Origin of the sequence: Rhodococcus sp. MTM3W5.2 (assembly GCF_001984015.1) — a bacterium.
Taxonomy (GTDB): domain Bacteria; phylum Actinomycetota; class Actinomycetes; order Mycobacteriales; family Mycobacteriaceae; genus Rhodococcus_G; species Rhodococcus_G oryzae.
In genome coordinates this window covers 1,184,103-1,206,298 of record NZ_CP019572.1, presented here as the reverse complement: position 1 = coordinate 1,206,298, position 22,196 = coordinate 1,184,103, and the positions used below count along the sequence as shown (strand labels likewise).

Genomic DNA, 22,196 nt, shown 5'->3' with positions numbered 1-22,196 from the left:
CGGATCTTTCGTGTCGCGGCTACTCCGAATCGCTCGCCTCGGCAGTTCCCGAGTTCCCCGGGCGCGGCCACGGCCGCCCGGCAAGTCGCTCGATGTCGGTGTTGAATCGCTTGAGCCACCCGGCGAACGCCTCCACGTCCTCCGGCGCCCAGTCGGCCATCACGCTCCCCAGCGCGCGGACGTTGTAGGACCGTTCCGCCTCGAGGCGACGCTCCCCCTCGGCGGTGATGGCGAATTTGCGGGCCATGCCGCCATCGGGGTCCGGGATGCGTTCGACGAGCCCGGAATTCAACATGGCGGAGGTCTGGCGGTGCAGCGTCGAGGCATTGAGCCCGAAGGCATCGCTGAACTCCCCGATGGACATCGGTCCGCCCATGCTGATCCGGCTGAGCAGGGTGTACGCGCTGCGGTCGAGCTGATACTCGTCGCGCCGGGGCCGCGGGTTGTGCAGATTGAGATGCCGCCCGAGCAGCATCGTCTCGAATTCGATCAAGTGCGTGGGCTTGTCCATGCGGCCTTCCGTCGATCCCCGTGTCGCCCGCCGGTCCGGGCTTCCAGAGCGGGAGTCGCCTCGGTTGCACGATACCCATCGCATCCACGATGCAGGGGATTTGCATTATGCAATTGATGTGTATTGTGCATTCTCTGTGTATCGAGCACATCCAGTGCTTCCGTGAAATCGAGGAGATTGTCCGTGTCAGGTCCGAGCCCCACCGTCAACCCGAATGGCCTGGTCGGGGTGCTTGCCTTCACCGGCATCGTCGCCGCGCTCATGCAGACACTGGTCGTCCCCCTGATCGGGGACCTGCCGCGCCTGCTCGACACGACCGCGTCCAACGCCTCCTGGGTGATCACCGCGACGCTGCTGGCCGGAGCGGTCGCGACCCCGGTCACCGGACGACTCGGGGACCTGTACGGCAAGCGCCGCATGCTGCTGGTCTGCTCGGTACCACTGATCGCCGGCTCGATGCTCTGCGCTGTGGCGTCGTCCGTGCTGCCGATGATCGCCGGACGGGCCCTGCAGGGCATCGGGATGGGCATGATCCCGCTTGGTATCAGTGCCCTCCGGGATCTGGTGCCGCCCGCGCGCCTGAACTCCTCGATCGCCCTGATGAGCGCGTCCATGGGAATCGGCGGCGCGGTGGGCCTGCCGCTCGCCGCTGCCGTGGCCGAGGGCACCAGCTGGCGCGCACTGTTCTGGGGCGCCACCGCCCTGAGTGTCCTGGTCGCGGTGGCGATCTGGCGGTTCGTGCCGGGCACCCCTGTGCTGGGCGCGGGCGGCCGCTTCGACCTGCTCGGCGCACTCGGGCTGGGCGTCGGCCTGGTGTGCCTGCTCTCCGCCGTCTCCAAGGGCGCCGTCTGGGGCTGGACCAGCGGCACCACCGTTGGCCTCATCGTCGCCGCCGTCCTTGTGCTGCTCGCCTGGGGCTGGTGGGAGCTGCGCACCGTGGACCCGCTGGTCGACCTTCGGGTGACCGCTCGGCGGCAGGTGCTGCTGACAAACATCGTCGGCGTCGTGATCGGCTTCGCGATGTACGCGCAGTCGCTGATCATCCCGCAGTTGCTGCAGCTGCCCGAGTCCACCGGATTCGGCCTGGGCCAGTCGATGCTGGCCATGGGCCTGTGGATGGCTCCCGGTGGCCTGGTGATGATGCTGGTCGCCGCCCTCGGCGCCCGGCTCTCCACTGCCCGCGGACCGAAGATCACCCTGCTGGCGGGCAGCCTGGTCATCGCCACGGGTTACGGGTCCTCAATGCTGCTGATGGGCTCGACCTGGGGCCTACTGGTGGTGGTCTGCATCTGCAGCGCAGGAATCGGGCTCGCCTACGGGGCGATGCCCGCGCTGATCATGGGGGCGGTGCCGCTGTCCGAGACCGCGTCGGCCAACAGCTTCAACACCCTCATGCGCTCCCTCGGCACCTCGATGGCCGCGGCCGTCGTCGGCGTGGTGCTCGCCCAGATGAGCGTCCAGGTCGGGGATTACACCCTGCCCACCGAGAACGGGTTCCGGACCGGCCTGCTGATCGGCTGCGCGGTCGCCCTCGTCGCCGCCGCCGTTACGGTGGCCATCCCCGCACGCCGTGCGAGCACCGCGGCGCCGAGCCCCACCGCAGCCGAACCACACGAGCTGTCGAAGGCCTGACCGTCATCGGCTGCCCGCGCCAAGGCGCGGGCAGCCGATTCACAAGGACGTTCTCTCCCCATCCGTACGGTCACGCAGCGCCACGAGGATCTCGTCACGCGCGATGCGCCGCGGCATCCGCTCGACCCGTGCCAGTTCCGCGTCCACCCGCTCCGCGCCGAGCGCCTGTCGTGCCATGCCCAGGTGTCGCGACGACTGCATCGACGGAAAGTCCTGTCGGGCGGCGACCCTGGTAGACAGAGCGATCATCCGCAACCCGCCCTCGGGGTCCCGCCCGGTCGCGATGTCGAAGCTGCCAACCGCACACGCCACCCCGCCGGTCTGCGGAAGATCCGGGTAACCGTCCGGACCGAGGTGTGTCATCACCATCCCCGCGTATGTGTCCACCAGGTCCGCGATCTCGTCGCCGCGACCCGCAAGCGCGTGCGCGGCCACCACCGCCGCCAGCAGCATGAACCCGAACGGATCGGGGGTCACCCCCGCGTTCTCCCAGCCGACCAACTCCAGCGCGTGCCGGTACCCGCGCAGCCCCGCATCCACCGAGCCCTCGGCCAGGTCCACCTCCGCCATCGCCGCTGCGATCGCGCCCGCGCTCTGTCTGGCATCGCCAAGGCCGAACGTCGACCGATCCCCCGCGATGGACAGTTCCACCTCCTCGACGGCCGACCCGCCCGCCACCAGTTCCCGTCGGGCCTCCTCGACCCGACCGGCCCCGACAAGCGCGGCCCCGATATAGCTGCGCAGCGTGGTGCTCTCCTCGTACGCGTGCAGGTCCCAGAGCAGCTCGGCGGCCCGCCGGTAGTACCCGACCGCCTCCCCGTATCGCGCGGACTGCCCGGCCAGGCTGCCGAGGTGCTGCAGCACCATCGCCATACCCCAGACGTCTCCGCCCGCCTCCGCGATCTCCCTGGCCGCCGTGGCGTCGGACCAGGAGCCGTACAGGTCGCCGCTGTTCTCCCGCAGGTTGGCCCGCGCCATGTACGCCGACGACCGTGCCGACGGGTTCTCGGACCGGATCGCACGAGCGAGCTTGCGGGCCAGCCCCTTTCCCGATACGGGCATGATCACCAGCGAGGCGTTCATCCGCACCGCCTCGTCGATGTCCGTCCTAGACGCCAGGACCGCCCGGAGCCTGAGCCGGGTCACGGCCAGCGCCCGACTGACACCGACGAACGCGGTGTGACCGACGATGACCAGGTAGGTCAGCGCCAGGCAGTTCCCCGACAGCAACTCCTGGCGGTACCGCCTCGGGTCGATCTCGAGGACCCGCGGTGCGAGTGCGATCACCTCGGAATGGGCACCGCGGAAGGACCACGTGACACCCAGCACCGGGAACACGGTCAATGCGCCCACCCCGTCACCGACGGACAGCGTGTGGCGCAGCACGGCGAGCAGGTTGTCGTGCTCGGCCTCGATCCGGAGGGCGGTGGCGACCTGATCGCCATCGAGGAAGTCCCGCACCGCATCCAGACAGAACGATTGCGCCCAGGCGACTGTGCGGGCAGCGACCTCGCCCGACTCGTCCGCGCCCGCCAACTGTCCGTCGCCGAATTCCCGCACCGTCTCGAGCATGTGGTAGCGCAGCGCCGAGGAATCCGCGCCCTCGACGACCGAGAGCATCGACTGGTTCACCAATCCGTCGAGGGCATCGGCGATATCGGACACCTCGCCCCACTGCGCCACCCCGACGGCCGCGGCGAGGGTGAAACCCGCAGGGAACCTGCACAATCGGCGCAGCGCGGCCTGCTGGTCCGGTTCGAGCAGATTCCAGCTCCACTCGATCACCGCCCGCAGGGTGCGGTGCCGCTCCGGCGAGGTCCGGTCACCGGAGCGCAGCAGCGCGAACCTGTCGTCGAGCCTGGCGTTGATCTCCGCCACGCTCATCGTGCGGACCCGGGCGGCCGCCAACTCGATGGCGAGCGGCAGTCCATCGAGCGTCCGGCACAGCCGCGCGACCTCCGCCGGATCGAGCCGGGCCGCCGGACGCACGGCAAGTGCGCGAGCCCGGAACAGATCCGTTGCGGGCGAACCGGACTCGTCGATCAGCAGGGGCGGCAACGGGTACACGGCCTCGGCTGTGATCGCCATCGGGGCCCGGCTGGTGGCCAGCACGGTCAGGTTCACGCTGGCCGCCACCAGGTCGGCCACCACCTCCGCGACATCGTCGATCAGGTGCTCGCAGTTGTCCAGGATCAACAGCGTCGGCCGGGCCGACAGCGCCTCCCGGAGCCGATCGCGGGCGTCGTAGATACGAGCCCTGTTCAACGCGGCGCCTGGGGTGAGTTCGGCCTCGCTGAGCCCGAGCGTGCCGCTGATGGCCGTGACCACGTCCTCGCCGCTGCGCAGCGACGCGAGCTCGACAAGGGCGACAGGAACCCGCTCCGCGGCCCGCGCGCCGAGGGCGTGCGCGACTCGGGTCTTACCGGTTCCACCGGGACCGAGCACCGTCACCACCCGAGAGGTCGCCAGCAGGTCCTCGATCGCGTCCAGGTCCGCCTCGCGTCCCAGCAGCGCGTTCGGCGCCGCGCGCAGGCCGACCGCCATCAGGGCAGGCCGGGGCGCGGTGCGGGCGGGCTCCGGCGCCGCGTCCGCCGGGAGCGCACGTACCGGCAGTTCCCCGCTCAGCACAGCGGCATTGAGCCGCACCAGCCGAGGCGAGGGGTCGGTGCCGAGTCGGTCCGCGAGCCTGCCGCGGAGTCCGGCGAACACCTCCAGCGCGTCGTTCGCGCGGCCGAGTCCGTTCAGCACCACCATCAGCTGTTCGTGCGCGCGCTCGTCGAGCGGTGCGCGCGCTGCCATCTTCTCTGCCAGCGGAAGCGCGCCACCCAGTTCACCCCCTCGATGAGCGCGACGACCTCGACCGCATCCAACGCGGCCAGTCGCGCCAGCCCCTCGTCGACCAGCTCCCGCGCGAGCTCGCCCGCAGGCAGGTCCGCGCCGGGTTCGCCGCGCCACAGCGCCTTGGCCCGGCGGATCGTGTCGATGGCCCGGCGCGGATCACCTTCGGAGATCAGCTGCTGTGCCTGTTGCTCCCACATCCGGGCGAGCGTGAGGTCGACCTGCGCACGGGTGAGGTCGAGCCGATACCCGGCTGGTCCCATCTCGATCGCTCCCTCGGGCAGTGCCCCACGCAACCGCGAGATCTGGGTGTGCAGCGCATTGATCGGCGAACGCGGCGGGGTGTCTCCCCACACGTCCTCGATCAGGGCCTGGGCGCTGCGGCTGCGGCCGGGCCTGCAGGCCAACGCCACCAGCAGGCTGCGCGCCCTTGCCCCCGGCAACGGCACCAGCTCACCGCCCCGGCGCGTCGAGATATCACCCAAAAGGGACACGACAATCAGTGGCCGGGGATCAGCGGTCACTGCGGAGTCGCTCGTATCGGGTTGCACCGGCGACAATGCTAATCGGAGCGGCGGTCCGCGTGCGGAATGTGGGTAGGTGCAAGGATCGCCTCATGGCTTCTGTCTCGCAGTGGATCGAGGGTGCCCGACCGCGCACCCTGCCGAACGCGATCGCCCCGGTGCTGGTCGGTACCGGCGCCGCGGCCTCCCTCGACGGCGCGGTGTGGTGGAAGGCCGTGCTGGCCTTGGTGGTCTCGGTGGCGCTCATCGTCGGGGTGAACTACGCCAATGACTACTCCGACGGAATCCGCGGCACCGATGACGTCCGGGTCGGGCCGCTGCGACTGGTCGGCTCGAAGCTGGCCTCGCCCGCCGCCGTGAAACGAGCGGCCTTCGCCTGTTTCGCGCTCGCCGGGGTGGTCGGGGTGGTGCTCGCACTGACTTCGGCCTGGTGGTTGATCCTGGTCGGCGCGCTGTGTATCGCAGGCGCCTGGTATTACACCGGAGGCAGGAATCCTTACGGGTACAGCGGGTTCGGCGAGGTCGCGGTATTCGTCTTCTTCGGGCTGATCGCCGTGCTCGGCACCCAGTTCGTCCAGGCGGAGCGGATCGACTGGGCGGGCGCGGTCTCGGCCGTCGCGGTCGGGTCGTTCTCGAGCGCGGTGCTGGTGGCGAACAACCTGCGCGACATCCCGACCGACACCGAGTCCGGCAAGCGCACCCTCGCGGTGCGGCTCGGCGACCGGGGCACCCGCACCCTGCACCTGGCACTGCTGGTGGTGCCGTTCGTGATGACCCTGGCCCTGGTGGCCCGCACCCCGTGGGCGCTGGTGGGACTGCTCGCACTTCCGTTGGCGGTCAAGGCCAATGCCCCCGTGCGCTCCGGCGGGCAGGGCCTGGCCCTGATCCCGGCGCTGGCCGGGACCGGGCTGGCGATGCTGGTCTGGGGCGCGACCACCGCGCTGGCGCTCGGCCTTGGCTGATCTGAGCCGAGGGGCGCGCTAGAGCGCCGAGCAGACGAACGGCGCGGCCCCGGCGTACAGGTTGTCGAACGGGTTCGCGTCCAACCCGACTCCGAACGCAGTCGCGCCCACGGGGTTGAGGATGAGCGCGGTGGAGAACGTGTCGTTGTCGTAGACCACCGTCTGGCCCGGCGCGATCTCGGCGGCATGGTTCGTCACCGAGTACGTCAACGGAATCCACACCGAGGTCCCGACCCCGCGCACCGGCGCCGACCCGACATTGGTGACCGTCGTGAAGACGTGCGCGGAGGTGCGCCAGTCCGCGGGGCCGGTGCCCGTCGTGCGGCAGCCGTAGCCGACGCTGACCCGCAGGTCCCCGATCCCCGCACTGCCGGCGCTACCCGCGCTGCCGGAATCCGCTGCCGCCGCCGGGCCCGCGCCCAGTGCGAGCGCCGTCACCCCCACCGCGGCCGACACTGCCAACTGTCGAAAGTTCACGGGGCCTCCCGGGTTGACGCACGACCGTCGCCTGACGCCTGTCCTGTTCGTATCGGCTTCGGCTGCCTCAGCGTTTCGCCGAGGGCACCACCGCGGTGAGCACGAAGTTCACGATCGAGATGATCAGGGCGCCCCAGACCGCCGTCCAGAACCCGTCCACGGAGATGCCGAACTCGGTCGTCTCGGTGATCCACGAGGTGAGCATGAGCATCAGCGCATTGATCACCAGGGTGAACAGGCCGAGGGTGAGGATCAACAGGGGCAGCGACAGCAGCTGCACCAGCGGCTTGATGAAGGCATTGATGACGGTGAACACGAACGCGATGAACAGGATCACCAGGATGTCGTTGCCCGTCCCCCGTCGGAGGTGGCGATGTCGATGCCGGTCACCCAGGAGGAGGCCAGCCAGATCGCGATCGCGTTGATCGCCAGACGAATCAGCAAAGTCATGCGTGCATGCTGGCACACCGGAGAGAAGCGGGCGGCGCGGCGGCGGCCAAGCGGCTAGAAAGGACGGGTGATCCGTTCGGCCACCGCCACAGACCTCGTCCACCTGCCCGCCATCGAGATCGCCGCGGGCGTTCCGTTCCGCTCCGTCGGGATGGACGCGGTGGCCGACGACGCCCCGCCCGCGGTGAGCGAGTTGGCCGAGTATCAGCGCGAGGGCCGCGCCTGGGTCGCGACGACGGACGACGACACCCCGATCGGTTATGCGCTCGCCCTTGTGGTCGACGGCTCCGCCCACGTCGAGCAGGTGTCCGTCGACCCCACCCACGCCGGGCGGCGGTTGGGGGCGGCGCTGATCGACGAGGTCGAACGCTGGGCCGCCGAGCGAGACCTCCCCTGGCTGACCCTCACCACATTCACCGAGGTGCCCTGGAATGCCCCGTACTACGAGCGGCTGGGGTTCCTGGTGGTGCCCGCCGACGAGCTGACGCCCGGGCTGAGGTCCATCCGCAGGCGTGAGGCGGAACACGGCCTCGACGCCTGGCCCCGGGTGACCATGCGGCGCATCGTGGGATCGACACTTCCGCCGCGGCCGGACCGGCGCGATACTGACTGAGGGAGGGCCCCGGCCGGGTTCGCGCACGCGGACGACCCGGGCGGCGCAACGCCGGGGGCACGAGGAGCCATCATGAGCGTGGTCGTCATCCTGCACTTCGACGTCGCGGATGTGTCTGCGGCCAAGCAGTCACTCGCCGACAACGCCGCCTTGCTCGACGAGATCAGCGGCGACGCGAAGGGACTCGGTGCCCGACATCACCGGTTCGCGGCGAACTCGGGCGGACTGGTCGTGGTCGACGAGTGGGACAGCGCGGAGGGCTTCCAGCGATTCTTCGACGGTAACGACAAGGTCGCCCGGGTCACGGCGGCTGCGGGCGTCCAGGGCCCACCGAAGATCGAGGTCCTGGAGCCGGTCGAGGCGGCAGGCAGCTTCTGACCGGGCAGGGCGCCCCCAGGGCCCTAGGCCGCGCGGTCCAGCAGTTCGAGAATCTTCCTGCGCAGTTCGCCCGGGTCGACCTGCGCCGCCATCACGTCGCGGGCACCCGCGTCGTCGCCGCGGAGAATGCCGAGCAGAATGTGTTCGGCACCGATGCGGTCGTCCTTGCGCGCCAGGGCTTCCCTGAGCGAGAGCTCGAGGGCCTTCTTCGACGCCGCCGTGAACGGGACGTGACCGCCGACCAGCCGGCCGAACCAGCCGCGCCGCTCGCCCGGTTCCGCACGATCGAGGGCGTTCTCACCGAAGCCGGCGTCGAGGCTCTCCCGCACCGCATCGAGATCGATGCCGATCGACCTGAGTGCCTCGGCGTCCTCCGCGCCGAGCGCCTGGCCGCCTCGCGCCTCGGCTGCCGCGGCACGCGTCGCCTCGAGAGTGAGTCCGGCGTCGTCGAGCGTGCACCCCAGCGGTGTGCCTGCCGCCGCAGCGACCACTCCGAGCAGCAGGTGCTCGGTGCCGATCTGCGGCGCCTTGAGCGCCTTGGCCTCCGCCTGCGCCCCGATCACCGCGGTGCGCGCCTCGGTCGTGAACCGTTCGAACATCCCGCTACCTGCCCTTCCTGTTGTGCTTCTGGTGAACTGCCTGCCTGCTGACCTCGAGCGAGTCGGCGATGGCCTGCCAGGACCAGCCCTGCCTGCGGGCGTTCTGGACCTGAATTGTCTCCAGTCGCTCGAGGAGCCTGCGCAGTGCGAGCACCGCCCGCAGGCCCACCTTGGGGTCGGGGCTGCCCGCCGCGGCCGCCAGATCCGTTGCTTCGGTCATGTTTGTCAATCTAAATTGACAACCCGAAGGTGTCAAGCAGAGTTGACACGATGGGCCGCGACAGGACAGCGGCTACCTTGGTGATGAGTTGACGTCGACCCGAGGAGCATCACCGATGGCACTGCCCAAGACCGCCGTATCCGCGCTCGCCGCAGGAGGACTCGTCGGCGGATTCGCCGTCGCCCAGCAGACCGGCAACCGCCCGCTCGGCGGCGCCGTGCTGGCCGCGGTCGGCGCCGTGTGCACCACCAACTGGGTACGGGGCTCGGGGCCCGCGCGGGGCGCCGCGCTGCTCGCCACCTACCTCGGCGCGTTCGGCGCCTCGCATCCGCTGGCGAAGAAGATCGGCGCGTGGCCGTCTGTTGGCGCGGTGGCCGCGGGCACCGCCCTCGCCTCGCAGCTGATCAGCAAGGGCTGAGTCCGGCCGGACGGGCCCATCAGCCGACCTGCGGTCCGCTCAGAAGAGCGACTTCGGCTTGATGTGCGCGACGATGGCATGGATGGTTCCGTCCGGGACCTCGAAGGTCTCGGTGATCTCGACGGTCATCAGGCGCACATCGCCGACGCCGGCGTCCAGCAGGTACGTGGTGGTGACGACGTCGCCGGACTCGGACATCCGCAGATCCCTGATGCCGCGGATCACCCGATACTGCGGGCCGTGCTCGAGATCCCTGGTCATCTGCGGGCCGTTGAAGCCGGTCTTGAGCCCGGCCTCGACCCGGGTCGCGTCGGGGGCGAACTTCACGGCGGACGCATCGTGCGAGATCAGCGCGTCGATGTAGGCCCTGGCCACCGCCTCGCGCTCGGTGTCGACCCGCGCTGGGTCCGCCGACACGGCCGGACCGGCGGTCGCGGGCCCGGCCGCGATCACCGCGACGGCCACCGCAGTGGCGATTCCGGCGACTGACAGGGCGAGAACTCGACTGGTGCGCATGGACGAATCCTAGCTAGAACCTGTTCCAGATGCGACGAGTTCCTCCAGCACGCCTGGACCATCGACCTGCCCGTTCCGTCGCGGAATCAGCCGGACTGCGGGACCATCGATACAGGCGAGAGCCGTGCCGCGGGCAATCCCGCCCCGCCGCCGCCCCGGTTCTCCGAACCGAACGGATCCGGACATGACTGCCGTGACCAAGTTCGCCCGACTGGCCGTACCCGCCGCCCTCGCCACACTGTGCGCGGTGAGTGTCGGCGCTCCCGCACTGGCCACGCCGCCGTCGGGCGTGACCGCGGAGGACCTCGCCGAGCTCGAACTCAACCCGTCGTTGCTCCCCCGCCGCCGCCAGGGCACCCGCCGGTCCCCGGCGAGGTGGAGGGCACCCTGCGCCGGATCGTGATCGCCCCCGGCGGCAGCACGGGGTGGCACCACCACAACGGCCACGTCCAGGGGATCGTCGCCGCAGGCACGCTGACCCGCGTGTTCGCCGACTGCTCCCGCCAGTCCTCCCCCGCCGGCTCGTGGGTCACCGAGGACCCCGGCGGGGACCACGTCGGACTGAACCTGGGAACGGAGCCGGTGGTCCTGCTCGTGACGTATCTGCTCCCCGACGACGAACCCTTCTCCCAGGACGCGCCCGCGCACTGCCCCTGAGGACCCTCGGCTGTGACCGGCACACCGGCTTGACCTCAAGTTCACTCGAGGTTTTACGGTCGGTGCAGACGGGCGGGAAATCCGGGTATGTCGGACCCCCTCCGTAGCGTTGCACCGGTCACAAACCAACCCGAGAGGTCCACCATGAGCATGGAATCCGTCGCGTGGAGCTCGATGTACCGCATGATGAACTCCCACGACGAGAAGCGGCCCTTCTCGATGGCGACGGTCCGTCGAATCCTCGGCTTCGCCAAGCCGCACCACCGCAAGCTCGCCAAGTTCCTGCTGATCAGCGTCGTCACGGCCGCCCTCGCCGTCGCCACCCCGGTGCTGGCGGGTCGCGTGGTCGACGGCATCGTCAACGGCTCCGACACCAGCGTCGTGATCGAGCTCGCGGTGTTGATCGCGCTGATCGCGATCGTCGAGGCGGGCCTCGCGCTGTACAACCGCTTCCTGTCCGCCAGCATCGGCGAGGGCCTGATCCTCGACCTGCGCACCGCGGTCTTCGACCACGTGCAGAAGATGCCGATCGCGTTCTTCACCCGCACCAGGACCGGGGCGCTGGTCAGCCGTCTCAACAACGACGTCATCGGTGCCCAGCGGGCGTTCAGCGACACCCTCTCCGGCGTCGTCGCGAACCTGGTGACCCTCACCCTGACCCTCGTCGTGATGCTCAGCATCTCCTGGCAGATCACCGTGCTCTCGCTGCTGTTGCTGCCGGTCTTCGTGTTGCCCGCCCGCCGGATCGGATCCCGGATGGCGCACCTGCAGCGCGAGGCCGCGAACCACAACGCGACCATGAGCACACAGATGACGGAGCGGTTCTCCGCTCCCGGCGCAACACTGGTCAAGCTGTTCGGCCGTCCCGCCGAGGAGTCCGCCGAGTTCGCCACCCGCGCGGGCCGGGTGCGCGACATCGGGGTGCGAACCGCGATGGTGCAGTCCGCCTTCGTCACCGCACTGACCCTCGTCTCCGCCCTGGCCCTCGCGCTCGTCTACGGACTCGGCGGCTTCTACGCACTCAAGGGTCAGCTCGACGCGGGTTCGGTTGTGGCCCTTGCGTTGCTGCTGACCAGGCTGTACGCCCCGCTGACCGCCCTCGCGAGCGCACGGGTCGAGGTGATGAGCGCGCTGGTCAGCTTCGAGCGGGTCTTCGAGGTGCTCGACCTCGAGCCGCTGATCGCCGAGAAGCCGAACCCGCTTCCTGTGCCGGACGGGCCGGTGTCGGTGGAGTTCGACAAGGTGCGCTTCGCGTACCCGTCCGCGGACAAGGTGTCGCTGGCCTCGCTCGAGGAGGTCGCGCAGCTCGACAACCGCGGCGGTGTCGAGGTCCTGCACGAGCTGTCGTTCCGCGTGGAGCCGGGCCAGATGGTCGCGCTGGTCGGCTCGTCCGGCGCGGGCAAGTCGACCATCGCGCAGCTCGTGCCCCGGCTCTACGACGCCGACTCCGGCGCCGTCCGGCTGTCGGGGGTGGACGTGCGGGAGCTCTCAGCGGCGTCGATCCGCGGCGCGGTCGGGATGGTCACCCAGGACGGGCACCTGTTCCACGAGTCGATCCGGGCGAATCTGCTCCTGGCCCGGCCGGGGGCGACAGAGGAGGAGCTGTGGGAGGTGCTCGGCCGGGCCCGCCTGACCGAACTGATCGCGGCCCTGCCCGACGGGCTGGACACCGTCGTCGGTGAGCGGGGATACCGCCTCTCCGGCGGCGAGCGTCAGCGACTGACCATCGCCCGCCTGCTGCTCGCGCACCCGCGGGTGGTGATCCTCGATGAGGCCACCGCGCACCTGGACTCCACCTCGGAGGCAGCGGTGCAGGCAGCACTCGGCGAGGCCCTGGCCGGCCGAACCTCGGTGGTGATCGCGCACCGGCTGTCCACCATCCGGGCCGCGGACCAGATCCTGGTCATCGAGGAAGGCCGGGTCCTCGAGCGCGGCACCCACAACGAGCTGCTCGCCGCAGGCGGACGGTACGAGGAGCTGTACCGCACCCAGTTCGCGGACACCGACGCCGACGCGAAGGTCACCGCGAGCTGAGGGTCCGGGCAGGCCGCGGTCGACGATCACGGCCTGCCCGGTCCCGGTGTTCGGATCGGGCCGGAACTATCCCTATCCCTATCCCTATCCGGTCGCGGTGACCGCGGCCAGCACCGACTCGAGCGCCGACGCGGTGACCGAGGAATCGAGCCCAACGCCCCACCGTGTGGTCCCATCGATTCGGCACTGCGCGAACGTGATCGCCCGGCAGGCGCTGCCCTCGCCCACCGACTGCGCCGCCAGGCTCAGCACCTCCACCTCTCGCCCGTGCTCGGACAGGATCCTGGTCAGCGCCTCGACGGGTCCGCTCGCGGTCGCGGCCCCCACGACGGGCGCGCCGCCCACCGTGGCCTCGATCCGCAGCTCATCACCGTCCTCCCGGTGCTCGACCGTCCACCGCGCGAGCTCACCGTGGTTTCCGTACTCGGCGAGCAGCAGGTCCCACAGCTGCTGCGCGGTCACCTCGACCCCGCTGTCGTCGGCGGCGCGCTGCACCCGCCGCGCGAAGTCGATCTGCAGGCCCCTGGGCAGGTCGATGCCGTAGCCGCTCTGCAGCAGGTACGCGATGCCGCCCTTGCCGGACTGGCTGTTCACCCGGATCACGGCCTCGTAGTCGCGGCCGACGTCACGGGGGTCGATCGGCAGATAGGGCACGTCCCACGGCGCCCGGTCCGGATCCGTCCCCGCAGCCCGCGCCGCGGCGCGGTGGTGGGCGAAGCCCTTCTTGATCGCGTCCTGATGAGTGCCCGAGAACGCGGTGTACACCAGGTCGCCGCCATAGGGATGGCGCTGGTGCACGTCGATCCTGTTGCAGTGCTCCACCGTTCGCCGCACCGCGTCGAGATCGGAGAAGTCGATCATCGGGTCGACGCCCTGAGCGTGCAGGTTCAGCCCCAGCGTCACCAGGTCCACGTTGCCGGTCCGTTCACCGTTGCCGAACAGGCAGCCCTCCACCCGCTGGGCGCCCGCCAGCACCGCCAGTTCCGCGGCGGCGACGCCGGTGCCGCGATCGTTGTGCGGGTGCACCGAGAGGATCACCGAGTCCCGCCTGGACAGGTGGCGGTGCATGTACTCGATCTGGTCGGCGTAGACGTTCGGGGTGGCGATCTCCACCGTCGCGGGCAAGTTGTGGATCACCGGCCGGTCCGGGTCGGCGTCCCACAGTTCGGTGAGGCTGTTGCAGATCTCGAGGACGAAGTCCGGCTCGGTCAGGTTGAACACCTCGGGCGAGAACTCGAAGCGCGTACCCGTCGCGGCATCGCCGTACCGGGCCACGTCCTGCGCCGCGTCGAAGATCAAGCGGTGCAGCTCATCTCGATCGCGTCCGAGCACGACCGACCGCCAGGTCGGCGCGGTCGCGGTGTACATGTGCAGCACCACATTCGGCAACCCGCGCACCGATTCGAAGGTTCGCTCGATCAGGTCGGCGCGGGCGGCGGTGAACACCACGATGGTCACGTCGTCGGGCACCAGCCCGAGGGTTGCGAGGTCGCGGACGAAGTCGAAGTCGGTCTGGCTGGCGGAGGGGTAACCGACCTCGATCTCCTTGTAGCCCATGGTGATCAGTTGCTCGAAGAAGCGGCGCTTGCGGGCCGGGTCCATCGGCTCGGCCAGCGCCTGGTTGCCGTCGCGCAGGTCGACAGGCACCCACAGCGGCGCGACGGTTGTCCGATTCGAGGGCCAGGTGCGCTCGGTCAGCGGCACCGGCACCCGGTCGGTGTATGGCCGGTAGCGGTGCGAGGGCATCGGGGACGGGGCTTGGGGGTTCCAGTTCACGGCGGGTCTCCTGTGCGGATCGAGATCGATCGACCGGCACGGCCGAACCCCGCGGCGGGGAGCCGGTCCGGTCAGACCCCGCCGCGGCGTCCGAGGAGCAGTCCGCGAATAGCCACGTCGGCTAAGCTAGACGAAATCAACTTGTCTGACAACCTGAGGAGTTTGCGTGGTCGCAGCGCCCCGTCGAAACCTGCTCGCCGACCAGACAGCCGAACTGCTGCTGGCGCGACTGAGCGCGGGCGAATGGGCGGTCGGCGCCAAACTGCCGGGCGAGACCACCCTCGCAGCCGAACTCGGCGTCGGCCGATCCACCGTCCGCGAGGCGCTCCGGATGCTCTCCGGACAGGGATTGCTGCGGTCACGGCAGGGCGCGGGCGTGTTCGTCGAGCGCACCGAACCGCTGCCCACCGACGGCTGGGACGGCGTGCTCCGCGCCGAGGCCATCGCCGAGGTCGTCGAGGTGCGCAACGCGATCGAGGTCGAGGCCGCCCGGTTGGCCGCGCAGCGCGCTACCGCGCGGGACATGACGGCGATGCGGCGCGCACTCGAGCTGCGCGCGGCCGCCGTGACGGCGGATCATCACGCCTTCGTCGAGGCCGACATCGCGGTCCACCGCGCGGTGGTCGCGGCCGCACACAACCGGGTTCTCAGCGAACTGTTCGAGACCTTCGTGCCACGGCTGACCGAGGCGCTGGTCGAGATGATCGAGCTGTTGAACCTCCGCGAGACGGACCGGGAACCGAACTCGGACGAGCACCTCGCCCTGGTGGAGGCGATCGCGGCGGGCGACGAGGAGGCCGCGGTCCGGGGCAGCCGCGAGCACCTCGGCGCGATGCTCGCGGCGGTCCGGACGCCCGGCTGAAAGCGGCGATCGGCAGGACCCGGCGAAGGGACGTCAGGCGGACCAGCGCCCGGTGGCCGCGAAGGCCTCCAGCACCGCGGTCGGCCCGGTCAGGTCCATACCCTCGCCGCGCACCCACTCGTCGTTGAAGTACGTTCCCGCGTACCGTTCCCCGCCGTCGCAGAGCAGGGTCACCACGCTGCCGGTGCGGCCGACGGCCAGCATCTCCGCGATCACGCCGAAGGCGCCCCACACGTTGGTCCCGGTGGACCCGCCGACCCGTCGGCCGAGGACCTCGCTGACGTGCCGGGCGGCGGCGATCGACCCCGCGTCCGGCACCGGCACCATCCGGTCCACGACCTGCCCTACGAACGAGGGCTCGACCCGCGGCCTGCCGATGCCCTCGATCCGCGACGGCATTCCGGTCTCGTACGCGGCCGACGCGGTCTCGTAACCACCGATGAACGCGGAGTTCTCGGGATCGACCACCAGCAGCCGGGTGGCGTGCCTGCGGTACCGGATGTATCGCCCGATGGTCGCGCTGGTGCCGCCGGTGCCCGCGCCGACCACGACCCAGTCCGGGATCGGATGCTGCTCTAGCGTCATCTGCTGGAAGATCGACTCGGCGATGTTGTTGTTCCCGCGCCAGTCGGTGGCCCGCTCCGCGTGGGTGAACTGGTCCATGTAGTGGCCGTTGCACTGGGACGCGAGCCTGCTCGCCTCGGCGTAGATCTCCGAAGGACGATCGATGAAGTGGCAGCTGCCGCCCTGCGCCTCGATGAGCGCGATCTTCGCTGGACTGGTGCTCCGCGGCATCACGGCGACGAAGTCCAGGCCCAGCAGCTTCGCGAAGTAGGCCTCGCTGACCGCGGTCGACCCCGACGACGCCTCGATCACCGTGGTGCCCTCGGTCACCCAGCCGTTGCAGATGGCGTACAGGAACAGCGACCGCGCCAGCCGATGCTTGAGGCTTCCTGTGATGTGGGTGGACTCATCCTTGAGATAGAGCTGGATGTTCCACTCGACAGGCAGCGGATAGCGCAGCAGGTGGGTGTCCGCACTCCGCTGGGAATCGGCGTCGATCAGCCGAACCGCGTTGTCCACCCAGTCCCTTGGCGCGCTGTGGTCGACGACCCCCATCGCGGCGGTCACTTGCGGCCGTCTGCGTCACCGGATCCGTCGCCGCGCAGCTTGGCCCGCAGATCGTCGCGGTCCGCCCTGCGCTGGGCGTCCACCGCGGAGATCTCCTCGTTGACCCGGGTACGCAGCTTGCCGAACAGCACGAGCGAGAGCGGCAGCGCGATGATCACCGCGAAGATCAGCGCCACCAGCAGCGGCACGTCGACGTTCAGCAGCGCACTGACCCCGAGGATGATCGCCGCGATCAGGACGACGAGGCCCAGCCGGGCGACGGTGTACAGACCGAGATCCCGCGCCAGCGAGCGTTTGGCGTTCGACGGGGCGGGGTTCTGCGAGGAATCAGTCACGCTCCCAGGTTACCGACCCGCCGATCACCGACCCCGGGTGCCGGACTTATCCGATTTGCGAATTACCTCCGCTTTACCAAATCGGGATTGTTCGAGTACTCGGGGCACCGGGTGCCAGGATGTCCGCACGTTCGTACCGCACAAGCGCATGGAGGATTCTCGATGAGCGCCCCGTCGTTCCGCGCCGCCCAGGAATCGCTGCTGACCCCAGGTCAGGTTGCCGCCCTGTTCCACGTCGACCCGAAGACGGTCACCCGATGGGCTCACGCCGGACGCCTCGGCTCCCTGCGCACCCCCGGCGGTCACCGCCGATTCCGCGAGTCCGAGGTGATGGAGCTGCTGCAGTCGCTGACCACCGAGGCCACCACCCGCTGACCGAGCCCGGCCCTCCGCCTCACGGCCGCTCGGGTTCGGGCGGCACGGCAGCCCCCTCGCGCGCATCGCGCTCGGCCCATTCGAGCAGCGGCGCGATGTCGAACGTCGCGTCGTCGATTCCCTTGTGCAGGTCGCCGAGCTCCGCGAATCGGGCGGGCATCGTGCCGATGGTGAAGTCCTCGGGCCGCGCATCGTCGACCTCGTCCCAGCGCAGCGGCGCCGACACCCGCGCGTCCGGGACACCGCGCACCGAATACGCCGCGGCCATCGTGTGGTCGCGGGCGTTCTGGTTGTAGTCGACGAACAGCGCCGCCGGGTCCCGATCCTTGCGCCACCAGGTCGTCGTCACCTCGTCGGGCGCGCGCCGCTCGACCTCCCGCGCGAACGCAAGCGCCGCCAGCCGGACGTCACCGAAATTGTGCTCCGGCGCGATCCGGACGTAGACGTGCAGGCCGCGCCCGCCGGACGTCTTCGGCCATCCGGTCGCGCCGATCTCGTCGAGCACCTCGTGCACGACGGCCGCGACCCGGCGCACACGGCCGAAGTCGCACTCCGGCATCGGATCCAGGTCGATCCGCCATTCGTCGGGCTTCTCGGTGTCACCGCGACGGCTGTTCCATGGATGGAACTCGACCGTGCTCATCTGCACCGCCCAGGCGACGGCGGCCAGTTCGGTGACGCACAGCTCGTCGGCATACCTGTCGTAGCGCGGAAAATGCAGGCGGACCGTCTCCAGCCAGGACGGCGCGCCGCGCGGGATCCGCTTCTGGTGCACCTTCTCCCCCGCCAGTCCCTCGGGGAACCGGTGCAGCATGCACGGCCGCTCGTAGAGCGCGCGCACGATGCCGTCTCCGACGGACAGGTAGTACTCGACGAGATCGAGCTTTGTCGCTCCGGTTGCGGGAAAATAGACGCGATCCGGGTTCGAGACACGCACCACCCGGCCGTCGACCTCGATCTCGACGGCCGGACTCCCGCCCTTGCCGGCAGCCATGGTTCACAACGTATCCGGATCGGACGCCCGCTGGGCGGGATCTCGCCCTCGACATCGCCGATCCCGTGCGATACTGCAACACGTTCTACTTCGGGCACCGGTCCCGACCGTCCGATCAGGCTCGACAGCAGATGAGGTTTGCATGAGCGACACCGCCACACAGGCCGCCGGCGACAGCGTCACACCAGCGGTAGCGGGCTGGTTCACCACCGGCCCGGCACCGGCCCTGATCGGCACCTCGTGCCAGTCGTGCGGCACGATCTCGTTCCCGCGGGAGACCACCTTCTGCAAGAACCCGGCCTGCTCGGGCGAGGAGTTCGAGGACGTCGAGCTCTCCCGCCACGGCAAGGTGTGGTCGTACACCGACGCCCAGTACCAGCCGCCCGCCCCGTACATCCCGGCCACCGACCCGTACGTGCCGTTCGCGCTCGCCGCGGTCGAGCTGCCGGAGGGCCTCGTCGTGCTCGGGCAGGTGGCCGACGGTTTCGGTGTCGACGACCTGAAGGTCGGCGACGACGTCGAGTTGGTCGTCGAGCCGCTCTACACGGACGAGACCGGCGTGCGCACCATCTGGCGCTGGAAGCCGACCACCACCGACACGAACGCGAACGGAGCACAGGCATGAGCGGCGCAGGATCCAACAATGACGTCGCGATCCTCGGCGTTGGCATGCACCCCTGGGGCAAGTGGGGCCAGTCGTTCGTCAAGTACGGCGTCGCGGCGGCCCGTGCCGCCCTCGCCGACTCCGGCGTGAACTGGCAGGACGTCGACTTCATCGTCGGCGGCGAGACCGTCCGCAACGGCTACGGCGGATACGTCGCGGGCGCGACCTTCGCCCAGGCCCTCGGCTGGAACGGCGCCCGCGTCGCCACCTCGTATGCCGCGTGCGCCACCGGCGCCCAGGCCCTGGACACCGCCCGGGCGCGGATCCTCGCCGGCCTGAGCGAGGTAGCCCTTGTCGTCGGGGCCGACACCACCCCGAAGGGCTTCCTGGCGCCCGTCGCAGGCGAGCGCTGGGACGACCCGGACTGGCTGCGGTTCCGCCTGATGGGCATGACCAACCCGGCGTACTTCGCGCTCAATGCGCGCCGCCGCATCGACCTGTACGGCGCGACCGCGGAGGACTTCGCCGCGGTCAAGGTCAAGAACGCCAAGCACGGCCTGAACAACCCGAACGCCCGCTACCGCAAGGAGGTCACGGCGGCTGACGTGCTGGCCTCCCCGTGGTGTCCAACCCCCTCCATCTGCTGGACATCTGCGCGACCTCCGACGGCGGCGCGGCGATCATCCTCACCTCGATGGAGTACGCCCGCAAGATGGGTATCGCGGAACCGGTTCGGATCAAGGCGATCTCGACCGTCACGCCGACCTTCCCGCAGACCATCATGGACATGCCGAACTTCTCCACCGACTCGGCCTCAGCGGTGCCCGCTCCTGAGCGGACCTTCAAGGAGTCGATCGGCTACGCGGCGTACGAGGAGGCCGGCATCTCGCCGGAGGACGTCGACGTCGCCGAGGTCTACGACCTGGCCACCTCGGTCGAGCTGGACTGGATCGAGGACCTCGCGCTGTGCAAGCGCGGCGAGGCCGAGCACCTGCTGCGCGCGGGCGAGACCACCATCGGCGGCCGGATCCCGGTCAACCCGTCCGGCGGCCTCGCCTGCTTCGGCGAGGCCGTGCCCGCCCAGGCGCTGGCGCAGGTCTGCGAGCTGACCTGGCAGCTGCGCGGACAGGCTGAGGGTCGTCAGGTCGAGGGCGCCCGCATCGGCATCACCGCAAACCAGGGCCTGTTCGGCCACGGCTCCTCGGTGATCGTCTCGGCCTGACATCACACGCCTGTCACGAACGGGCGGTCATCGGAGCATCGGTTGACAGACCTGCCCGGCGACCGCCCGTTCGCGTGTTCAGACAATGGTGCCGCCGCGCCGGGACGCGGCTACGCTCGAAGCAAGGAGGTGCGTCGTGATCTATCTGGTGACGCTGATAGCGCTGGTGATACTGGCGGTGCTGTTGTGGAAGGCCTTCGGCCCCGATACCTCCGCGCCGCCCGCGGGACGTGTTCTCGGTCCGGACGACGACCCGGAATTCTTGTGGCGGATGAACCGTCGGGCCCACCCCACCACGGGCGAGAACCCCGAGAGCGGCCCGGTCGACCCCAAGGAGTGAACGGGACGCCAGCGATCAGGAATGCGGCGATCAGGGAGTCGGCGGCTTCGCCATCTCCTTGAACAGCTTGCTCGTCATCTTCACGGCCTGGTCCGAACCGTCCGCGTCCTTGACGAAGACCGCGAACGCCAGATCGCCCTTCGCCCCGTAGAACCACCGGTCGTCTTCGAACGAACCGGTCATCCCGATCAGGTCGCCGTGCTCGGCCAGCATCGAGGCGGGCCCGCGGTGCACGTTCTCCCACATCATCGTGCGCAGCCGGTCGTTCACCTCCCGCGGCATCGGCGCGGGCGACTCGTCGGTGGTGGCCGGCTGACCTGCGGCGATCACCGGCACTGCGGTCGATCCGCGGGCGACCGAGGCCGCGACAAGGGTCATTCCGAGGGGGCTGACCTTCACCTGCTTGTCCGTGTCGGGTCCCGACTCAGTCCGCATGAGGTTGGCGCCTCTGCCGTCGAGGTCGTCGGTCCGCTGTTCGAGGCCGGGCATCTCGTAGTCCATGCCAAGGCCGAGCTGGCGGGCGGCGTGCTGGATGTCGGTGTTCTGCGCGGTGGCCGCGGCGCCGACCAGATCGAAGGCCGACCCGGCCGGGAACTGCCCGGTGAACGCCACCGGGCCCATCTCCGCGGCCTGATTGTTCTGGGTGACCGCCAGCACCGCGCCGGTGGAGGGCTGCATCATCACGATGACCGCGGGCGTTCCGACGCTGACCACCGCCTCCTCCGCGGCCAGCTGCACCCGCGGGTCGAGGGTGGACCGGATGTCGGGCCCGGGCGGCCCCTGGAATCCGGTCTGCCGGATCAACGTGCCGTCGGGGTCGACCGCGTGCACCGCCCAGCCCGCGGTCGCGTCTCGGTTGAGCTGCCAGACGTTACGCATGGCGTCGACCATCGGCCCTGAGACCCGGCGGTCGTTGCTGATCAGCTTGAGTCTCTGGTCGATCACGACGCCGGGGACGGCCCGCAGGTCGTCCTCGAGCACCGCGAAGTCGTCGTCGCGCAGGCTCACCGCGGTGATCCGCTGGCCCGGCGTCGCGGCCAGTTCCTGCATCAACGTTGGCCCGGTGATGAGCGGCGCGACCGGCTCGATGACCTTTGCCAGCCTGTTCGTGCTGAACACCGGGTCGGGCATGGCGCCGGGGTCGAGGGTGACCGTGTTGATGCGCTGCTCGGTCATCATCAGGTTCCCGGCGATGTCGAACACCCGCGGGGGCGCGGCGTCCGTGCGGTCGTAGCGGAGGGTCCGGCCGTGCCCCAGCCCAGGCGCGAGGGTCTGCGGTTGCCACGAGACCCGCCAGCCGATGCTGAGCTTCCTGACGCGGCCATCGATGTTGTACTGCCAGCTCTTTCCGTCGCCGAAGCTCCAGTCCGCGGTCGCGTTGAAGATCCCGGCGTCGTCACCGAGCGGGATGTACTGGTTGACGTCGAACGTGGCCTTCTCGGCGTGCAGGCCGTCGAAGGCCTGGGTGATCGCCGCCTCGGCTGCCGCCGGGTAAGAGGTCAACTCGGCGGCCTCGCCGATGTCACCCTCGGTGAGGGCCGCGGCGAAGCGCTCGACCACGGATTCGGGGTCGGTCTTGGGCTCATCGAAGAACCCGCTCACCACCCCGACCGCAAGGGAGAGTGCCGTGGCCAAGGCAATGCCGTTCCACATCCGAAGCTTGTGCCGGACCGCGCGCATGTTCCGATCATCCGCCCGCATCCCGTTATCGCAGCGAACACGGGGTCA

General features: G+C 69.9%; 24 protein-coding genes and 2 pseudogenes. 13 read left to right on the top strand and 13 right to left on the bottom strand.

Translation table 11 applies throughout. The features are described from left to right. Window positions 1-19: 19 nt before the first annotated feature. Window positions 20-511, bottom strand: coding sequence for a MarR family winged helix-turn-helix transcriptional regulator (locus BTZ20_RS05695; RefSeq protein ID WP_077040708.1), 492 nt, complete (start codon window positions 509-511; stop codon window positions 20-22). A gap of 183 nt (window positions 512-694) precedes the next feature. Here BTZ20_RS05695 and BTZ20_RS05690 point away from each other — a divergent pair, with 183 nt between their 5' ends. Continuing rightward, the gene (locus tag BTZ20_RS05690; RefSeq protein ID WP_077040707.1) at window positions 695-2,143 is read left to right on the top strand and encodes an MFS transporter; all 1,449 of its coding nucleotides are present in this window, start codon (window positions 695-697) and stop codon (window positions 2,141-2,143) included. A gap of 39 nt (window positions 2,144-2,182) precedes the next feature. On the opposite strand, the gene BTZ20_RS05685 is transcribed toward BTZ20_RS05690, so the two are convergent. Continuing rightward, on the bottom strand, window positions 2,183-4,942 hold the full coding sequence (locus BTZ20_RS05685) for an ATP-binding protein (RefSeq protein ID WP_262982546.1): 2,760 nt from the start codon (window positions 4,940-4,942) through the stop codon (window positions 2,183-2,185). After that, complete coding sequence (locus tag BTZ20_RS27750; protein ID WP_262982545.1) at window positions 4,897-5,475, bottom strand: winged helix-turn-helix domain-containing protein; 579 nt, start codon at window positions 5,473-5,475, stop codon at window positions 4,897-4,899. The genes BTZ20_RS05685 and BTZ20_RS27750 overlap by 46 nt, the downstream gene beginning before the upstream one ends. Before the next feature lie 122 nt (window positions 5,476-5,597). Here BTZ20_RS27750 and BTZ20_RS05680 point away from each other — a divergent pair, with 122 nt between their 5' ends. After that, a complete protein-coding gene (locus BTZ20_RS05680) occupies window positions 5,598-6,467 on the top strand; it encodes a 1,4-dihydroxy-2-naphthoate polyprenyltransferase (RefSeq protein WP_077040706.1) in 870 nt (289 codons plus the stop codon). An 18-nt stretch (window positions 6,468-6,485) separates the two neighbouring features. Here BTZ20_RS05680 and BTZ20_RS05675 read toward each other — a convergent pair whose 3' ends face one another. Both BTZ20_RS05675 and BTZ20_RS05670 read right to left on the bottom strand, forming a co-directional pair. Beyond that, window positions 6,486-6,944 (bottom strand): hypothetical protein, encoded by a 459-nt coding sequence (locus tag BTZ20_RS05675; protein WP_145982221.1) that lies wholly within the window; start codon window positions 6,942-6,944, stop codon window positions 6,486-6,488. A gap of 67 nt (window positions 6,945-7,011) precedes the next feature. Further along, a pseudogene (locus tag BTZ20_RS05670) lies at window positions 7,012-7,394 on the bottom strand (phage holin family protein). A gap of 67 nt (window positions 7,395-7,461) precedes the next feature. On the opposite strand from BTZ20_RS05670, the gene BTZ20_RS05665 reads away from it, so the two are divergent. Continuing rightward, entirely contained in the window at window positions 7,462-8,007 is a 546-nt protein-coding gene (locus BTZ20_RS05665; protein ID WP_077040704.1) for a GNAT family N-acetyltransferase, read from the top strand. Between the two features lie 72 nt (window positions 8,008-8,079). Continuing rightward, window positions 8,080-8,385 carry a hypothetical protein gene (locus BTZ20_RS05660; RefSeq protein ID WP_077040703.1) on the top strand — a complete coding sequence of 102 codons (306 nt, stop codon included), beginning with the start codon at window positions 8,080-8,082 and terminating at the stop codon, window positions 8,383-8,385. A 23-nt stretch (window positions 8,386-8,408) separates the two neighbouring features. Here the strand turns inward: BTZ20_RS05660 and BTZ20_RS05655 are convergent, their stop codons facing one another. Further along, the gene (locus tag BTZ20_RS05655) at window positions 8,409-8,984 is read right to left on the bottom strand and encodes a Clp protease N-terminal domain-containing protein (RefSeq protein ID WP_077040702.1); all 576 of its coding nucleotides are present in this window, start codon (window positions 8,982-8,984) and stop codon (window positions 8,409-8,411) included. A gap of 4 nt (window positions 8,985-8,988) precedes the next feature. Beyond that, window positions 8,989-9,204 carry a hypothetical protein gene (locus BTZ20_RS05650; protein ID WP_027500706.1) on the bottom strand — a complete coding sequence of 72 codons (216 nt, stop codon included), beginning with the start codon at window positions 9,202-9,204 and terminating at the stop codon, window positions 8,989-8,991. Between the two features lie 115 nt (window positions 9,205-9,319). Here BTZ20_RS05650 and BTZ20_RS05645 point away from each other — a divergent pair, with 115 nt between their 5' ends. Further along, window positions 9,320-9,622 carry a hypothetical protein gene (locus tag BTZ20_RS05645; RefSeq protein ID WP_077040701.1) on the top strand — a complete coding sequence of 101 codons (303 nt, stop codon included), beginning with the start codon at window positions 9,320-9,322 and terminating at the stop codon, window positions 9,620-9,622. Between the two features lie 39 nt (window positions 9,623-9,661). Here BTZ20_RS05645 and BTZ20_RS05640 read toward each other — a convergent pair whose 3' ends face one another. After that, on the bottom strand, window positions 9,662-10,138 hold the full coding sequence (locus tag BTZ20_RS05640; protein ID WP_077040700.1) for a hypothetical protein: 477 nt from the start codon (window positions 10,136-10,138) through the stop codon (window positions 9,662-9,664). Window positions 10,139-10,322: 184 nt separating this feature from the next. Here BTZ20_RS05640 and BTZ20_RS27745 point away from each other — a divergent pair, with 184 nt between their 5' ends. From BTZ20_RS27745 to BTZ20_RS05630, 3 genes are all read left to right on the top strand, one after another. Further along, entirely contained in the window at window positions 10,323-10,541 is a 219-nt protein-coding gene (locus BTZ20_RS27745) for a hypothetical protein (protein ID WP_223263648.1), read from the top strand. Then, entirely contained in the window at window positions 10,514-10,795 is a 282-nt protein-coding gene (locus BTZ20_RS27740) for a cupin domain-containing protein (RefSeq protein WP_223263647.1), read from the top strand. Before BTZ20_RS27745 ends, BTZ20_RS27740 begins: the two co-directional genes overlap by 28 nt. A 144-nt stretch (window positions 10,796-10,939) precedes the next feature. Beyond that, window positions 10,940-12,829, top strand: a complete 1,890-nt coding sequence (locus BTZ20_RS05630) for an ABC transporter ATP-binding protein (RefSeq protein WP_077040699.1) — start codon at window positions 10,940-10,942, stop codon at window positions 12,827-12,829. Window positions 12,830-12,913: 84 nt separating this feature from the next. On the opposite strand, the gene BTZ20_RS05625 is transcribed toward BTZ20_RS05630, so the two are convergent. Continuing rightward, entirely contained in the window at window positions 12,914-14,575 is a 1,662-nt protein-coding gene (locus tag BTZ20_RS05625; protein WP_189636665.1) for a 2-isopropylmalate synthase, read from the bottom strand. Window positions 14,576-14,771: 196 nt separating this feature from the next. Here BTZ20_RS05625 and BTZ20_RS05620 point away from each other — a divergent pair, with 196 nt between their 5' ends. Beyond that, window positions 14,772-15,467 carry a FadR/GntR family transcriptional regulator gene (locus BTZ20_RS05620; protein ID WP_077040697.1) on the top strand — a complete coding sequence of 232 codons (696 nt, stop codon included), beginning with the start codon at window positions 14,772-14,774 and terminating at the stop codon, window positions 15,465-15,467. A 33-nt stretch (window positions 15,468-15,500) separates the two neighbouring features. On the opposite strand, the gene BTZ20_RS05615 is transcribed toward BTZ20_RS05620, so the two are convergent. After that, window positions 15,501-16,586, bottom strand: a complete 1,086-nt coding sequence (locus tag BTZ20_RS05615; protein WP_077043508.1) for a PLP-dependent cysteine synthase family protein — start codon at window positions 16,584-16,586, stop codon at window positions 15,501-15,503. An 8-nt stretch (window positions 16,587-16,594) separates the two neighbouring features. After that, on the bottom strand, window positions 16,595-16,933 hold the full coding sequence (locus BTZ20_RS05610) for a DUF4229 domain-containing protein (RefSeq protein ID WP_077040696.1): 339 nt from the start codon (window positions 16,931-16,933) through the stop codon (window positions 16,595-16,597). A gap of 162 nt (window positions 16,934-17,095) precedes the next feature. On the opposite strand from BTZ20_RS05610, the gene BTZ20_RS05605 reads away from it, so the two are divergent. Continuing rightward, window positions 17,096-17,308 (top strand): BldC family transcriptional regulator, encoded by a 213-nt coding sequence (locus BTZ20_RS05605; protein ID WP_077040695.1) that lies wholly within the window; start codon window positions 17,096-17,098, stop codon window positions 17,306-17,308. A gap of 19 nt (window positions 17,309-17,327) precedes the next feature. Here the strand turns inward: BTZ20_RS05605 and ligD are convergent, their stop codons facing one another. Then, window positions 17,328-18,302 carry a non-homologous end-joining DNA ligase gene (gene ligD, locus BTZ20_RS05600; RefSeq protein WP_077040694.1) on the bottom strand — a complete coding sequence of 325 codons (975 nt, stop codon included), beginning with the start codon at window positions 18,300-18,302 and terminating at the stop codon, window positions 17,328-17,330. Between the two features lie 142 nt (window positions 18,303-18,444). Here ligD and BTZ20_RS05595 point away from each other — a divergent pair, with 142 nt between their 5' ends. The 3 genes and pseudogenes from BTZ20_RS05595 to BTZ20_RS05585 all read left to right on the top strand — a co-directional run bounded on the left by BTZ20_RS05595 (window position 18,445) and on the right by BTZ20_RS05585 (window position 20,468). Beyond that, the gene (locus tag BTZ20_RS05595) at window positions 18,445-18,927 is read left to right on the top strand and encodes a Zn-ribbon domain-containing OB-fold protein (RefSeq protein WP_077040693.1); all 483 of its coding nucleotides are present in this window, start codon (window positions 18,445-18,447) and stop codon (window positions 18,925-18,927) included. After that, window positions 18,924-20,128: pseudogene (locus tag BTZ20_RS05590) on the top strand (lipid-transfer protein). Before BTZ20_RS05595 ends, BTZ20_RS05590 begins: the two are co-directional and overlap by 4 nt. Window positions 20,129-20,264: 136 nt before the next feature. Further along, window positions 20,265-20,468: a hypothetical protein gene (locus tag BTZ20_RS05585; protein WP_077040692.1), complete on the top strand. Its 204-nt coding sequence runs from the start codon at window positions 20,265-20,267 to the stop codon at window positions 20,466-20,468. Between the two features lie 30 nt (window positions 20,469-20,498). Here BTZ20_RS05585 and BTZ20_RS05580 read toward each other — a convergent pair whose 3' ends face one another. After that, window positions 20,499-22,148 (bottom strand): NTF2-like N-terminal transpeptidase domain-containing protein, encoded by a 1,650-nt coding sequence (locus BTZ20_RS05580; protein WP_145982220.1) that lies wholly within the window; start codon window positions 22,146-22,148, stop codon window positions 20,499-20,501. Window positions 22,149-22,196: the final 48 nt, after the last annotated feature.